The organism is Fontimonas sp. FW305-C-3 (assembly GCF_058783185.1).
On sequence record NZ_JBYSYK010000001.1, the window covers coordinates 1,067,666 to 1,081,480 of the forward strand.

General features: G+C 66.7%; 14 protein-coding genes. 1 reads left to right on the forward strand and 13 read right to left on the reverse strand.

The genetic code is table 11. From position 1 onward, the window contains the following. Positions 1 to 4 precede the first annotated feature (4 nt). The 11 genes from AC3WUF_RS04940 to AC3WUF_RS04990 all read right to left on the reverse strand — a co-directional run bounded on the left by AC3WUF_RS04940 (position 5) and on the right by AC3WUF_RS04990 (position 9,598). Entirely contained in the window at positions 5 to 670 is a 666-nt protein-coding gene (locus AC3WUF_RS04940; protein WP_492423000.1) for a glutathione S-transferase family protein, read from the reverse strand. A gap of 65 nt (positions 671 to 735) precedes the next feature. After that, a complete protein-coding gene (locus AC3WUF_RS04945; protein ID WP_492423002.1) occupies positions 736 to 1,197 on the reverse strand; it encodes a DUF3465 domain-containing protein in 462 nt (153 codons plus the stop codon). Further along, entirely contained in the window at positions 1,194 to 1,628 is a 435-nt protein-coding gene (locus AC3WUF_RS04950) for a VOC family protein (RefSeq protein ID WP_492423004.1), read from the reverse strand. Before AC3WUF_RS04950 ends, AC3WUF_RS04945 begins: the two co-directional genes overlap by 4 nt. 4 nt (positions 1,629 to 1,632) lie before the next feature. Beyond that, positions 1,633 to 1,980, reverse strand: coding sequence for a GFA family protein (locus tag AC3WUF_RS04955; RefSeq protein ID WP_492423571.1), 348 nt, complete (start codon positions 1,978 to 1,980; stop codon positions 1,633 to 1,635). A gap of 93 nt (positions 1,981 to 2,073) precedes the next feature. Next, positions 2,074 to 2,790, reverse strand: coding sequence for a PepSY domain-containing protein (locus tag AC3WUF_RS04960; protein ID WP_492423006.1), 717 nt, complete (start codon positions 2,788 to 2,790; stop codon positions 2,074 to 2,076). Continuing rightward, the gene (locus tag AC3WUF_RS04965) at positions 2,787 to 3,338 is read right to left on the reverse strand and encodes an FMN-binding protein (protein ID WP_492423008.1); all 552 of its coding nucleotides are present in this window, start codon (positions 3,336 to 3,338) and stop codon (positions 2,787 to 2,789) included. The genes AC3WUF_RS04960 and AC3WUF_RS04965 overlap by 4 nt, the downstream gene beginning before the upstream one ends. After that, positions 3,322 to 4,647 (reverse strand): porin, encoded by a 1,326-nt coding sequence (locus tag AC3WUF_RS04970; protein ID WP_492423010.1) that lies wholly within the window; start codon positions 4,645 to 4,647, stop codon positions 3,322 to 3,324. The genes AC3WUF_RS04965 and AC3WUF_RS04970 overlap by 17 nt, the downstream gene beginning before the upstream one ends. A 19-nt stretch (positions 4,648 to 4,666) precedes the next feature. Beyond that, positions 4,667 to 5,770 (reverse strand): DUF1513 domain-containing protein, encoded by a 1,104-nt coding sequence (locus AC3WUF_RS04975; RefSeq protein ID WP_492423012.1) that lies wholly within the window; start codon positions 5,768 to 5,770, stop codon positions 4,667 to 4,669. Further along, positions 5,760 to 6,791, reverse strand: a complete 1,032-nt coding sequence (locus tag AC3WUF_RS04980; RefSeq protein WP_492423014.1) for an imelysin family protein — start codon at positions 6,789 to 6,791, stop codon at positions 5,760 to 5,762. Before AC3WUF_RS04980 ends, AC3WUF_RS04975 begins: the two co-directional genes overlap by 11 nt. Next, positions 6,791 to 8,218 carry a di-heme oxidoreductase family protein gene (locus AC3WUF_RS04985; RefSeq protein ID WP_492423016.1) on the reverse strand — a complete coding sequence of 476 codons (1,428 nt, stop codon included), beginning with the start codon at positions 8,216 to 8,218 and terminating at the stop codon, positions 6,791 to 6,793. Before AC3WUF_RS04985 ends, AC3WUF_RS04980 begins: the two co-directional genes overlap by 1 nt. 48 nt (positions 8,219 to 8,266) lie before the next feature. After that, the gene (locus AC3WUF_RS04990) at positions 8,267 to 9,598 is read right to left on the reverse strand and encodes an imelysin family protein (protein WP_492423018.1); all 1,332 of its coding nucleotides are present in this window, start codon (positions 9,596 to 9,598) and stop codon (positions 8,267 to 8,269) included. Positions 9,599 to 9,739: 141 nt separating this feature from the next. Here AC3WUF_RS04990 and AC3WUF_RS04995 point away from each other — a divergent pair, with 141 nt between their 5' ends. After that, entirely contained in the window at positions 9,740 to 10,651 is a 912-nt protein-coding gene (locus AC3WUF_RS04995) for an ROK family protein (RefSeq protein ID WP_492423020.1), read from the forward strand. On the opposite strand, the gene AC3WUF_RS05000 is transcribed toward AC3WUF_RS04995, so the two are convergent. Together AC3WUF_RS05000 and AC3WUF_RS05005 are read right to left on the reverse strand one after the other, a co-directional pair. Beyond that, complete coding sequence (locus AC3WUF_RS05000; protein WP_492423022.1) at positions 10,648 to 11,256, reverse strand: GDSL-type esterase/lipase family protein; 609 nt, start codon at positions 11,254 to 11,256, stop codon at positions 10,648 to 10,650. The genes AC3WUF_RS04995 and AC3WUF_RS05000 overlap by 4 nt on opposite strands. Positions 11,257 to 11,258: 2 nt before the next feature. Continuing rightward, the gene (locus AC3WUF_RS05005) at positions 11,259 to 13,694 is read right to left on the reverse strand and encodes a TonB-dependent receptor (RefSeq protein ID WP_492423024.1); all 2,436 of its coding nucleotides are present in this window, start codon (positions 13,692 to 13,694) and stop codon (positions 11,259 to 11,261) included. Between the last annotated feature and the right edge of the window lie 121 nt (positions 13,695 to 13,815).

The following is a 13,815-nucleotide window of genomic DNA, read 5'->3' on the forward strand; positions in this document are numbered from 1 at the left end:
GCGGTCAGTCCCTGTCCGGCGCGCCGAGCGGGAACCACGCGCGGTACGGCCGTCCGCCGTCGACGGCGCGGGCGAACGAGGGGCGCGCCAGCAAGCGCTGCCGGTAGCGGCGCAGATGGGCGAACTCCTCGGCAATCGGGTGCGTCCAATCGGCATAGAACAGCGACGGCGCCGCCGCGCAATCGGCCAGCGTGAACGTATCGCCGCTGGCCCACTCGCGGTCCTTCATGCGCTCGTCGAGCCAGCGGTATGCGGTGTCGAGCATCCGGCGCGCCTCTTCGACACCGTAGGGATCGCGGTGCTCTTCCGGGCGCAGGCTGTCGAAGACGAACTTCTGCTGCGGCGTCATCACGTAGTTGTCGAAGAAGCGGTCCATGAACCGCACGTCGACGGCCGCCGCCGGGTCGGCGGGAATCAGCTGCACCGGGCCGGGGTGGTGCACGGCCAGATGTTCGATGATGATCGTCGCCTCGCGGATCGTCCGGCCGCGGTCGAGCAGCAGCGGCATCTTGCGGATCGGCCACAGCGCCGTGAACTCGGCGTCCGTCTGCGGATCGTCCGGGCCGAGCATGCGCAGCTTGAACGGGATGTCGTTCTCGTAGAAGGCGATGAACACCTTCTGGCAGTACGACGAGAACGGATGGGCGAAGAGCTGCAGTTCGGCGGACATGTGAATTCCTTGGTGTGTTGGCAGGCCTGTCCCTGGTCGAACGGGAGATCCGCCTTTCGACAGTTCTATTCGAAGATCTGTCCGTTGCGGCGGATCCAGCCGCCCGGATGCTTGCCGCGAGGGTCGTGGTGGGTCCAGTGGACGACGCCGCCCTGCGGATTCCACACGTACTCGCCGGCGAAGCTGATCGGGTCGCCGGCCTGCAGCGGCGCGACGCGCGGCGCGAGGTCGATGTTGTGGGCGATCAGCACGGTCTGGCCATCGCTCAGACGCACGATGAAGCGCTGATGGCGGCTGCCTTTCTCGTCGTCCGACAGGATCTTGGCGACGATGCCCTGGCCCTCGATCTGCACATCTTCGGCGCGGGCGTCGATTGCATTGCGCAGCGCGGCATCGTCGAGCGCAGGCGCCGCGGCCGCCGGCGACTCAGCGGGCGCGGGCGCGCCGATCTGCAGATTCTGTCCTTCGAACAGATACAGCAGGCCGGCAATGACCAGCACGATCACGGCGCTCAAAGGTTTTTTCATGGTTGCTCGTTCGTCGGTGTGTGGCGCGGCAGCGGGCACCACTCGGTCAGTCCACCGCTGCCGTAAGGCCGGGTGAACACTTCGAGCAGATGCTGATCGGGGTCTTCGAAGTAAACGCCGCGCCCGCCGTCGACATGGTTGATCTCGCCGGCGCGGACCTTGCCGGGCAGCGCCCAGTACGGCAGTACTCGTTCGCTGATGCGCGCGAAGATCGCATCGAATTCGGCTTCGCTGACCAGAAAGGCGTAGTGCTGCGAAGTGATCGTGTCCGGCTGGTCGAAGAAGTCCACCGACACGCCGTTGCTCAACTCGACGATCAGCATCGGGCCAAACGGCCTGGCAGGCGGCAGGCCGAGCAACCCGGTCAGGAACGCCGCGGAGCGCTGCTTGTCGCGGCACCAGACGATCGTATGGTTCAGCTCGACGCTCATGCGCTCAGCTCATTCCGGCGCCGACGGTCGCGCGGACCGGAATGCCGGCGGGATCGAAATCCTCAAGGCAGAACACGTTGATGCCAAGGTAGTCCGGCGTGACGCGCTTGCGATGAAACGGATAGATCCCGCAGGTCTTGCAGAAATAATGCCGCGCAGTCTGCGTATGGAAGCGATATTCCGTCAGCGCATCGATGCCGGACAGCAGACGGAACGACGATTCATGCACCTTGACCATCAAGGCGTTCTTGCGCCGGCAGATCGAGCAGTCGCAGGTCGTCAGTTCCGGGAAATCGGTCGCGATCTCGAAACGCACGGCGCCGCAGTGGCAGCTGCCGGTGTAACTGCGCATGGCTCGTGTGCCCATTTCCCGTGTTCCGGCTCCCGCGATGCAGCGGACGGTAGATCGGTGCAGGAGCCGCGGTCAAATGGCTGCGCGGGAATCTCAGCGCCTGCGGCCGGAGCTCAACCAGATCCAAAATCCACTCAGCGCGAGGCCCAGCAAGGCCAGCGCGAAGGCATCGACGATCCAGCGGCCCTGCGTGCCGAGCAGCCGGCCGCTGTGCAGATCGAGCAGCACGCGCTCCCAGTTGAGCTCGGCGCTGCGCGCGTGCGCGGCGATCTTGCCGGCCAAAGCCGGCGGCAGTGTCTGCGCGGCGGCAGGGGCCATGGCGACGGCGTTGGTCGCGGTCCACTGCAGCGTATCGGCGTTGCCCAGATAAAGGCCGGTCGTGGTCTGCAGCAGCAGCTGATCGCCCAGCAGGCCGATGCCGCGGATGCTGCCGGGCAGCGACGCTCGCTCGATGCGCTCGATCGGCGCACCGTCGGCATCGAGCAGGAACAACACCTCATGGCCGGCGACGAAGATAAGCGCGCCTGAGACGACTGCTCCGCCGAGCTGATCGATGACGCCCACCGCGCGGTCATCGAAGTACAGCTGCCCGGCGGCGGTGCTGATCCAGTGCGCGTCGACCGGATAGCCGAGCGTTGGCGCGTCGATCTCGATGCCGTAGCGGTCGAGGATCCAGCGGTTCTCGACCGGCTGACGATCGAGGCCCAGGTCGCTGGCGTGATTGAGCACGATGCCGCTGATCGTCAGCAGCACGACGACGATGGCGGAACCTGCGCCGATCCAGCGATGCCAGTTGCGCAGCTGTTTCACGGCGTAGTGCCGCTGTGTTGGTCCAGCAGCAGGGCAAGGCGTGCCAGCCGGCTCACCGCCTGCACCGAGAGCGTCGCGCCGGAGATGCTGTCGATGCCGCGATCGAGCTGCAGCGCCGGGCTCAGCTGCGCACCGATGAACTGGCGCGTGAAGAACGTGTTGCGCACTTCCCAGCCGCGGGTCTCGCGATAGGTGAGGATGTTCAAGGCGCCGACCTGGCCGGCATCGATGCCGATGCCGACGGTGATCGGCCGTTCCTTGCCGATTTCCTCAAGGATCCAGGCACTGCGCCGGCCGGCTTTCCAGTAGCGCAACCGCGCAGTCGCCGGCGCGTGGCCGAGGACTTCGGTGGCCTGTTCGCGCAAGCGGCCGGTCAGCCAGAACAGTCGCGACTCGGGAACCTGCGCGCCGAACCAGGTCGCCAGGAAATCCTCCTGGCTCTGGTACTGCGTCTCGACGGCGTCATTCGCAGACGCGCACGGCACGCCGCCGATCGCGCCGACGACCAGCAGGCCGGCGAGCAGCAGCGGTCTAGAACTGATAGCCAAGTCCGAGATCGAAGCCATCGAACTTGCGCCCGCTTTCGGACGACAGGTCGAAGTCGCGCGCGCGATAGTCCGCCTTCAGCACCACCTGTGGATGCGGATAGAAGTTCACGCCGCCTTCCCACTGCGTGAAGCGGTCCTGCAGACGCGCCCCTTCGACATCTTCGTAGCGCGCATAGAAGCCGAGATCCGGCAGCAGGCGATAGCTCGGTTCGACATACCAGCCGTTCTGGCGATCGGCGTCCGCCGCTTCGATCGCTTCGCCCGACAGCGACCAGCCGCCGTACAGCGCGCGCAGGCCGAATCCGCCGCTCGACCACACGGCATGCGCGGTATAGAAGACCGCGCTGTCGATGCCATCGTCGGCGGCCTGGCTGGCGTCGCTCTGGTATTGCAGACTGCCGGCAAGCTCGAGGCCGGCGATGCCGGTGTAGCGCAGGCGCGTCGTGTAGGCGAGATCGGAGGCGTCGGCATTCGAGGTCTTCTGGCGACCCGCGCGGACCGCAAAGGCGTTGCCGCCGAGCGTCGGAATCTTCAGACCTTCGTGCGCCATGATGTCCCACTGCAGACCCTGGCCGAATCGCGCGGTCAACCCGATGCCGCCGGCCCACCAGGTTGCCGGGATGACGATCGTCTCGACATCGTTGCGGACGACGCCATAGAACGTCGGCGGTTCGTGGGTTTCGTTGATGATGCCGACCGGCAGCAGCATCAGACCGGCGCTCGCCGTGTAACGATCGTTCAGATCGAACTGCAGGTAAGCCTGTTCAAGCTCGACTTCGCCGCCGGCGCCGTCGGCGGCGATGACGTGCTCGACTTCGAGTTCGGATGCGAAGCGGATGCGCTTGGAAAAATCGAAACCGGTGAACAGCACGAAGCGCGCGAAGTCGAGTTCCTCGACATCGAACGAAGGATCGTCCGCGGTCAGGTTGTTGTAGTACATCTCGCCATAGCCGCCGAAGTGCACGGCCGGCGCCTTCGCCGGCGCGGCTTCGGCAACGTCCGCCAAGGCTTCGATCTGCGCCTGTTGCGCTTCCACCTTCTTGCTCAGCGCATCGACGCCGGCATTTGCGGGCGGTGCGGCGCCGCGCGCGTCGAGTTGCGCCTTGAGCGCCTGCACTTCCGCCTGCAGCGACTGGATGATCTGGTACAGCTCGGCGTTGCTCGGTGCCGCAGGCGCGCCCGCGGTCTGCGCCTGCACGCACAGCGGCAATGCCAGGGCCAGACCGACGGCAAGCCGACTCGATACGGAACTCATGACGATCATCTCCAGCGAACTCGAAAACGACAGGCCGCCGTGCGGCGGACCCACGGAAAAATCAGTACGGCCATCAGCTCGACATGCCGCTGCTCTCGGCATGGTTGTCCCAGGCCAGGCCCGGATAGCTGGGTGGCACGGTCTTCAGCGCCCGGCCCGGCTGCCAGGCGGCGAGCAGGCCCAGGCCGCTGGTCAGCACGAAACCATCGCGCGACGGCGCGATGCCGGCGACATCGCCGAGCGCATGTTGTTCAAGCGCCTTGCGTTGATCCGCGTCCCAGATGCCGAAGCAGTTGCCGCGCGGACTGCTGGCCGCCAGATAACGGCCGCTGCTGTCCGCCTGCACACTGGCGACGTACTGACTGAACGACGGCCAACCCTGCGGTGGCGCCGGCAGGGCTTCGAAGCCGGCGCCGGCAGCGGCGATCGCAACCAGCGGAACGAGGTCCGCCGCCGGCCCTTCGTATTGCAGGCCGGCGGCAATGCGTCCGCCGGGCAGGCGCGCGAGATGGCGGATGCTGAGCTGATGCTGCGGCAGGGTTTCGATGCGGGTCGCCGCGCCGGTCCGCAGATCGAGATAGGCGAGATTGGGTGCCATGCGGTCGACATTGAGCTTGCTGCGCTCGTCGTCCGCGGCGGTCAGCAGACCGCCGTTGGCAACGACCAGCGTGTTGCCGTCGCCGAGGTGCAGGCATTGGTGCGGATCGAGTCCATGACTGGAAAATTCGCCGCTGCGTGTGCCGCTGGCAAGGTCCCAGATGCCGATGCAGCCGCGTGCCGGCGCATAGGCGGTTTCCGTCGTGTAGAGGCGCGAGCCGTCGTCGCTGAAAACGGCGTGGCCGTTGAAATGGCTCGCGGCAGGAATCCGCAATTCGCGATGCAGTCGGCCGTCGTCGAGCGACAGCAGCCACACATGATGGCCGGGGCGGCGCGCGACAAATGCCACCTGGCGTGTCGCTGCGTGCACGACCATGTCGTGTGCGCGCTCCGGCACCGCGCGCTGCCAGCGGATCCGGCCGCTGCCATCGAAGGCGCACAGCATGTGCCGGCCGACGGCGTCGCGGAACGACGAAAGCAATAACGTATCGCCGCCGCGGCTGCCGCAGCCCAGCAGCGGCAGCAGCCCGGTGGCGCCGAGCCCGATCAGAACCGCGCGGCGTCGGACGTCAATCGCCATCGGTAGCGTTGAAGCCCGGCGTCACGCCGACCGCGCCGCCCAGCTGCGCGAGCTGATCGCGCAGCAGCCGGCACGGCCCGTCGTAGACGCTGTACAGCTGCTCGCGGCCTTCGCTGTCGCTGACTGCGGCGCCGAAATCCAGATCGACCCGGTCGAGTCCGTCGACCGTCTGGCGCAGCAAGGCGAGCACATCGTCGGCATAGGTGCCGGCGCCGCGCGTGCGGATCTGCGAGGCCAGGCCCGGTTCTTCATCGACGCCCTGCAGCGTCGCGGTCATCGTCTCCAGACCGGCGCGCATGCCGGCGAGCGATGCCTGCGCGTACGGTGACGCGGCCAGTGCCGGTTTGGCGCTGTTGCCGCTGCTCACGCCCAGCGGCGCGCCGAGTTCGTCGTCGCGGAAAGCGACGATCTGGCGCGTCATCGTCTCGACCAGCGAGGTCAGGCCGGTGGCGCCGGACTTCGCGAGCTGGTTTTCGACATACGGCGGCCAGGCGTTGGCCTGGGCCTGCAGCTGGGTCTGCAGGTAGCGCGAGATCGCGACCAGCGCGGCGCAATCGTTGTCGGCGGCGGGCTTGCTGGAGAACAGCAGATATTCGAGCGCCGGGAATCCCTGCGCGGGCGCGGGCGACGAGGCGACCGTGTCCGGCGTCGGCGCGGTGGCTTGCTGGCGCAGGGTGTCGACGCGTGCCTCGACCAGATTGCGCGGATCGGGAAAGAACTCGATGCGTTGACGCACTTCGTCGCTGAGCGGACCGAACACGAACAGCGAGCTGCGCTTCCAGCTCAGCCAGGCCTGCCGCCAGGCGGTCTGCACGTCGCTCAGCGATGCGCTCGACGGGCTCGCGCAATAGCCGCTGGCGAGATCGGCCAGAGTCGTCGCGTTCGCCGCGCTGGCGGCGAAGTTCGGCACGATCAGGCTGCGGCCGAGTGCCGCATTGATGTCGTTCGCCGAACTCGGTGTCTGGTGATCGCAGCCGCCGATCAGCAGCACGGCGGCCAGCAGCGGTATCGAGCGGCGCATCAGAGGGACTCCAGGAACTTGAGCAGCTGGGCGCGCTCGGTCTCGTTCATCGCGGCGACGGCATCGCGAGCGCTCTGCGCTTCGCCGCCATGCCAGAGAATCGCTTCGAGCAGCGTGCGCGCGCGGCCGTCGTGCAGGAAACCGATCGGCTGATCGCCGGCGACGACCTGCGTCAGGCCGATGCCCCACAGCGGCGGCGTGCGCCATTCATTGCCGCTGGCGAGAAATTCGCTGACGCCGTCGGCGAGATCGTCGCCCATGTCGTGCAGCAGCAGATCGCTGTAGGGGAAGATGTCCTGATTCGACAGCTGCGGTCGCGCTTCGATCTCGCCGGTGCGCGTATGCGGCACATGGCAGGCGGCGCAGCCGGCCGACGTGAAACGCTGTTCGCCGGCGCGGACGTCGGCGTCATCGAGATTGCGCCGGCCGGGCACCGCGAGATGTTGCGAGTAGAACTCGACAAGGCCGAGGACTTCGTCGTCCAGCTCTGGCTCTCCGCCGGAAACCTGTTCGCTGCACGCGGTCTGTGCCGCAGTGCAGGGCTGATCCGGCAGCAGCCGGCTGGTGATGCCGATATCGCCGTTGAACGCGGCGACGATCTGCACGCGCACGCTCGGCGTCAGGGCTTTCCAGCCGAAGCGGCCGAGCACCGCGGTTGTGTTGCTGGCGGGATCGAACACGCGATTGGCCTTGCCGGAAATGCCGTCGCGGTTGCGATCGTCGATGTCCTCGCGGGCGAGGATGGTCGCGTCCGGAATCGATTCCAGCAGCCCGAGGCCGATCATCGGCTGGGCGATGCGTGCCGACAGCGCGGTGTCTTGCTGCAAGGCGCCGTAGCCCAGCTCGCTGAGCTGCAAGGCCGGGCGCCGCAGCTCGACGCCGGTGCCGTCGTCGAGCGTGACGGTTTCGAGGCTCCACTGGATGCGGACCTTGGCTTCGCGCGGAACGCCGGGGTTGGAGCGGTCCTGGATCTGCCCGCCGTAGCTGGGCTCCGCGATGTTGGCCGCGAGGCCGTTCTGCAGCAGCGCAAGCTGCGCCGGACTGGTTGCCGGCACGGCAAGCCGCACGAGCAGGGAATCGGCATTGTCGTCGGCCGTCTGCGGCGCATGGCCGCGACCGTCGCGGATATGGCAGGCCTGGCAGCTGCTGACGTTGAAGATGGGGCCCAGACCGTCGCGCAGATCCGTCGAAGACGGCGCGATCACCCAGGGATTGCGGAAGAAACTGTTGCCGGCCTGGAAGTCGGCGCGTTCGGAGCCCGACAGATTCGCCGCCGGCAGGGAGAAGGCGTCGGAGCTGCTCAGGAAGACGGTCGTGTCGCCGCCGGAGCGCGACGGGTCCAGCGGTTCACCGCCCGATCCGCCGCCGCAAGCCGACAGAAAAACGAAGATCGCGGCCGCGAGGCCGCGATTGAAGTTCGTGCTCATTGTCTGGGCGTTTGCTTGGATATAGAGCGGGTTCTTGTGTGCGACGGATCAGGGATCCGGGTTGGTCGTGCCCGGGTCGCTGTCCACCGAAATGCCCAGCGCGTCGGCGCCGATTTCAAGCTGCTCGGTGAAGTCGACCAGGCCGTTCTCGGCGTTGCGGACCAGTTCGGTCGGATCGTTGCTGTCGATCAGATAGTCGAAGGTCTTGCCGGCAGCCTGCGCATCCTTGAGCAGCTGCAACTTGGCGAGCGCGGCGGTCAGCGCCGCTTCGGTCGCATCGCCATCCTCGGTCGAAACGGCGCTGACCAGCGACGACAGCGAAGGGCCGGAGATCGCGGCACCGCTGCGCGGCGTGTACTGGCCGCGGTACAGATTGGCGACGCTCTTGCCGTCGTAGAAGTAGGAGTTGGACGAGGTATCGCTGAAGCAGTCATGCTCGTCTTCCGGCGAATCCGCCAGACGCGCAACGCGCATGCGTTCGCTGGCGAGTTCGCCCAGAGCGAGGCTGCCCATGCCGTAGAACATGCGCTGCAGCGCGATGTCGACGTTCAGCGCCAGCAGATCGGTGCGCAGGGTCTTGCCGGTCGAAGCCGGGTTCCATTCGGCAACCATCGCGGTGAGATCGTCGACGAGCAGATCGGCGGCGGCCTTCAGATACAGGCCGCGGCGACCGCAGCGGCCATTGGTGCAGGCGCTGCCCGGCGCGTAGTCGGTGAACGGACGCTGGCCCGGCGTCGACTGCGCCTGCGACAGATCCTGGCCCCACAGCAGGAACTCGATGGCGTGGTAACCGGTCGCCACATTGGCTTCCGAACCGCCGATTTCGTTGAGGCTGACCAGCAGGGCCTTGTCGATCGTGCTGGTGTCGACGGTTTCGCCGTTGACGGTGATCGAGGTGTTGTTGATCACGTTGGCGCCGGCATCCGGTGCGCCGCCGCTGTAGCTGCCGTCGACATAGTCGATCAGCGCCTCGTCGAGCGGCCAGGCATTGACCTGACCTTCCCAGGCATCGATGCTGGCGAGGCCGCCGTCGCTGTCCGGTGAGTTGCTGACAAACGCCTCGTCGAAGCGCAGCGCTTCGGTCTGCTGATAGGTTTCGCGCGACGTCGCATACGCGGTCTTGGCTGCGGTCAGCGTGACGGCCGAAGGCGCCGCGACGAAGGCGTTGATGGCGGTGCGCAGGGCCTGCGCATCGCTGAGGGCGTCCGAGAATGTGGCGAACGCGACATCCGCGTAGTTGTCGATGACCGCCGCTTTCTCCGCATCGGTCGGGCCGCTGCTGCCACCGCCGCCACCGCCGCCGCAGGCGGTCACCGTCAGAGTGACGGCCGGAATCATCAGCCAATGTTGCCATTGACGGGCTTTGCGTAGAGTTTTCATGGATGCTCCCTGAAGGGAATGCCGCAGGCGGGGCGGCTGGGGGTCGCAGCGATGCTATTCCAGAATGAGAGTTGTTTTCAATAACAGATGCCCGGATGACTAATATTTAATGAAGCTTCCTGAAGAGGCGGGCGTGCGGCGATGAGGCTTGGCATCGATCTCGGCGGCACCAAGATTGAAGGCATCGTCCTGGGTGCCGACTCATCCATTCTGACCCGGCGTCGTGTTCCTACGCCGGTCAATGACTACGCTGCCGTGCTGGCGACGATCGTCGATCTGGTCGCGGCGCTGGAGCAGGATGTCGGTCGCGGTGGCCTGCCGATCGGCGCCGGTACCCCAGGCGCGCGCTCCAAGCTGACCGGCCTGATGAAGAATTGCAGTTCGACCTGGCTCAACGACCGGCCGCTGCTCGAGGATCTGCAGCAGCGCCTGGGCCGGCGCGTGCGTATCGCCAACGATGCGGATTGCCTGGCGCTGTCCGAGGCCAGCGACGGTGCGGCGGCGGGCGCGTCCTGTGTGTTCGCCGCGATTCTCGGCACCGGCGTCGGCGGCGGCATCGCGATCGACGGCAAGCTGCTGGCCGGTCCCAATGCGATTGCCGGCGAGTGGGGACACAACCCGCTGCCCTGGCCGCGGCCGGAGTGGGACGAGGTGCCGGGGCCGCTCGGCTGGGACGGCCGGCATGGCGCGATCGAGCTGTATTGCAGCGGCACCGGCATCGCCGAGGATCACCAGCGCGTCAACCACGAGACGCTGCGCGCCGAGGAGATCGTTGCGCGTTCACAGGGTGGCGACGCGAAGGCTGAAGCGACGCTGCTGCGCTGGGAAGATCGCTTGGCGCGCTCGCTCGCGACGGTGATCAATATTCTCGATCCGGATGTCGTCGTGCTCGGCGGCGGCCTGTCGCGCCTGGAGCGCGTCTACACGAACGTGCCGCGGCTGTGGCGGCAGTGGGTGTTCTCGGATCGCGTCGACACGCGGCTGGTCGCCGCCGCGCATGGCGATTCCAGCGGTGTGCGCGGCGCCGCGTGGCTGTGGCCGGTGCCGCCCTAGGGCGCGAGGACCAGAGGCGCGATCTCGTCGCGCCAGACGCCGTAACCGAGGCCGGTCAGGTGCAGGCGATCGTAGGTCAGTTCCTTGCGCAGCTCGCCGCTGCCATCGTCGAAATGCGGAAACAGGTCGATGAACGCGATGCCGCGTTCCGCTGCCAGCTTGGCGTAGCGCTCGTTCAGTGCGCGAATCCGCGCGGCGAACTTGCGCTGGCGCGGCATGACGCCCTGCAGATGCAGCCGACATTCCGGCAGCGCGCGATGCAGCTCGTCGAGCAGCGTCGCGACGTTGGCCGCGATCTCGTCGACCGTGAAGCCGCCGGCGAGGTCGTTGGTGCCGATCAGCAGGAACAGCTTCGTCGGCTGGATGCGGATGACCGGTTCCAGGCGCGTCAGCAGATCGTCGCTGCGCTCGCCGCCGATGCCGTAGTTGCGCACGGCGATGGTCGGGAACAGCAATTCCCAGCGCGCCATGTGGGTGATGCTGTCGCCGAGAAACACCGTGCCGCCGCAGCCGGGCACCGCGGCGACGTCGAGGCCGCTGCGGAAGCTCTGCCAGAGCTTGCCGACCATCAGCAGGGCCAGCTTGCGTTTGAAGTTGCGCAGCATGTTCAGAACTCCAGACTCAGGCGCACGGAATAGGTGCGCGGCATGTTGAGCAGAAACGTGTCGTAGGCCGCGCCGGCGATCGGGTTGGCGCGGGTGCCGCCCTTGACGCCGGTTTCGTCGAGGATATTGGAGACGCCGAGCGCAAGCTGCGGTCTGACGGCCCAGGCATCGGTGCCCAGAACGATGTTGCCGTTGAGCGTACCGAAGTCGTTGATCTCGTGCTGGTGCGTGATGTCGCCGTAGCCCTTGCCGACATAGCTGTAGTCGACGTTCAGGCCGGTGGTGACGATGCCCGGATTGCTCAGGAAGTTGAGCGCCACCGAGTACTGCGATTCGGCGGCACCCGGCATCTGCGCGCCGGCTGGCACCGGGGTGCCGTCGGCGGCGACGAAGTCCTCGGTCGTGTGGCTGTCGGTCAGGCCGCCGTTGAGCGTCAGCGTCAGGCCCGGCAGCGGCGTCAGCCAGCGCAGGCCGGCCTCGAAGCCACTGCTCACGGCGGCGCCGACGTTCGACGTGAAATTCAGCGGCAGCAGCGCGTCGGTGGCCTGCTGGATCTGCGGATTCTTGTAGTCGATATAGAACGCGGTGATGTCGAAGCGCAGCGTGTTGTCGAACCAGCTGGTGCGCAGGCCGAGTTCGTAGTTCCACAGCGTGTCGGACTTGTAGACCGCCGGCACGCCGTTGCTCGGCGTCGACGGGATGCTCTGCACGCCGCCGAAACGGAAGCCGCGGCTGGCCAGTGCGTACATCGAGACGTCCGGCGTGAAGTGCAGCGTCGCCGACAGCTTCGGGCTGACGCCGTCTTCCTTGAGGGCATTGGCCGCGAAGTTGATGTTCTGGCCGTTGTTGCTCGCGCGCGCGACGATGCCCTTGCCGATGAAGCCGCCGTTGACCTCGGTGCTGTACACGCGCGCGCCGGCCGACAGTTCGAGGCGATCCCAGTAGCGGTCGCTGAGGTCGAAGAACACCGCGGTCTCGGTCGCCTCGGTGTTCGACAGCGCGTAGAGCAGGGTGGTCTCGTCGTAGAGATTGCCGAGATCGACCGGCAGGCCGCCGAGCAGGCGGTCGAGCAGGCTGCCGTTGCCGATCAGCGCCTGGTGCGCGTTGAGGTCGGTGATCAGTTCGAACATCACCTTGAAGTCGTAGTAGTACGCGCCGACCAGCCACTGGAAATCGTCGCTGTCGGTCGACTGCAGGCGGATTTCCTGCGCGAAGGCTTCCGAGTCGTCGATGATGGTTCCGAACGCCGCGAGCGCCATCGGGAAATTCTCCGGCGGCGGACCGTACAGGCTGGCGGTCGAGTCCGAGAAGATGAACAGGTCCTTGGTGACGTACGAACTCAGCGACGTCAGTTTCATCGACTCGAAGTCGTAGCCGATCTCGAGGCTGTCGAGCGTGAACTCGTTGTTGACCGGCTGCGGTTGTACGCGCTTGTCGTTCTCGCGGCGCTCGCGCGTGTCCGACGTGGTGGCCGCGTTCGGCGTCGAGTAGTCCTGCTGCAGATGCGTGAGCTTGATGCCGAGGCTGGTCGTCGGCTGCCAGCTGAGGATGCCGCGGTACTGCTCGCCGCTGCCTTCGTCGACGTCTTCCTGGCGCGGATCGCGGCTGATGTCGGTGACGCCCGGATAGTTGCGGTTGACGTAGGCGACGCGCAGTGCGAGCTGGTCCTCGTACAACGGCGCATTGACGGCAACACCGCTGGTGAACGCGCTGCCGCCTTCCTCCGGATCGAGGTACTGGCTGAACGCGCGCAGCTGCCACTGGCCCATCATCGGTTCCTGCAGCACGTAGCGGATCGCACCGGCGAGTGCGGCGCCGCCGAACAGCGTGCCCTGCGGTCCCTTCAGCACTTCGACCGTCGACAGATCGAAGGCGCTCAGGTCGGGCTGCACGTTGGAGACATAGGGATCGGAGAACGCCGTGTCGCCGATCAGGATGCCGGTCGGCGAGGGAATGCCGCCGAGCGGATTGGCATCGGTGCTGATGCCGCGGATCGACACCCGGACGAGGCCGGGCGACAGCGTGTTGAGCGTCACGCCCGGCGTCTCTTCGAGATAGTCGGCGAGGCCCATCTTGCCCTCGTTCTCGAGATCCTGGCCGTTGAACGCGCTGATCGATGCCGGAATGTCGCGCAGCGACTGCGAGCGCTTGGTGGCGGTGATGACGATCTCTTCAAGCTGCGCCGCGCGTGGCGGCTCCTTGATCGCGGTGTCGGTCGTCTCGGGCCTGAGTTCCTGCACCGGAATCGAGTCGGCAACGACCGGCATCTGCGGCGCGTCGCCGGGCGCGTCGGTCGGTTCGGCGAAGAGGGACAGTTCCGGTTCGGTGGATTCTTGCGGCTCGGGCGGCGGTTCCTGCGCCATCGTCACAGTGGAAAACATCCACAGCGCACTGAACGCGCTGCACGGCAGGACGCCGGTCGTCGATCTCTTTGACACTTCTTTCTCCTCGGGCTCTTTGTCGGCCTCGCGGCGCCAATATGAGCCCCACGTAACATCTTGGCTGTCAAAAACCGGACATCTGCCGGCGTCGGGCCGGCGGCGTTTTGGGATGTCCTGC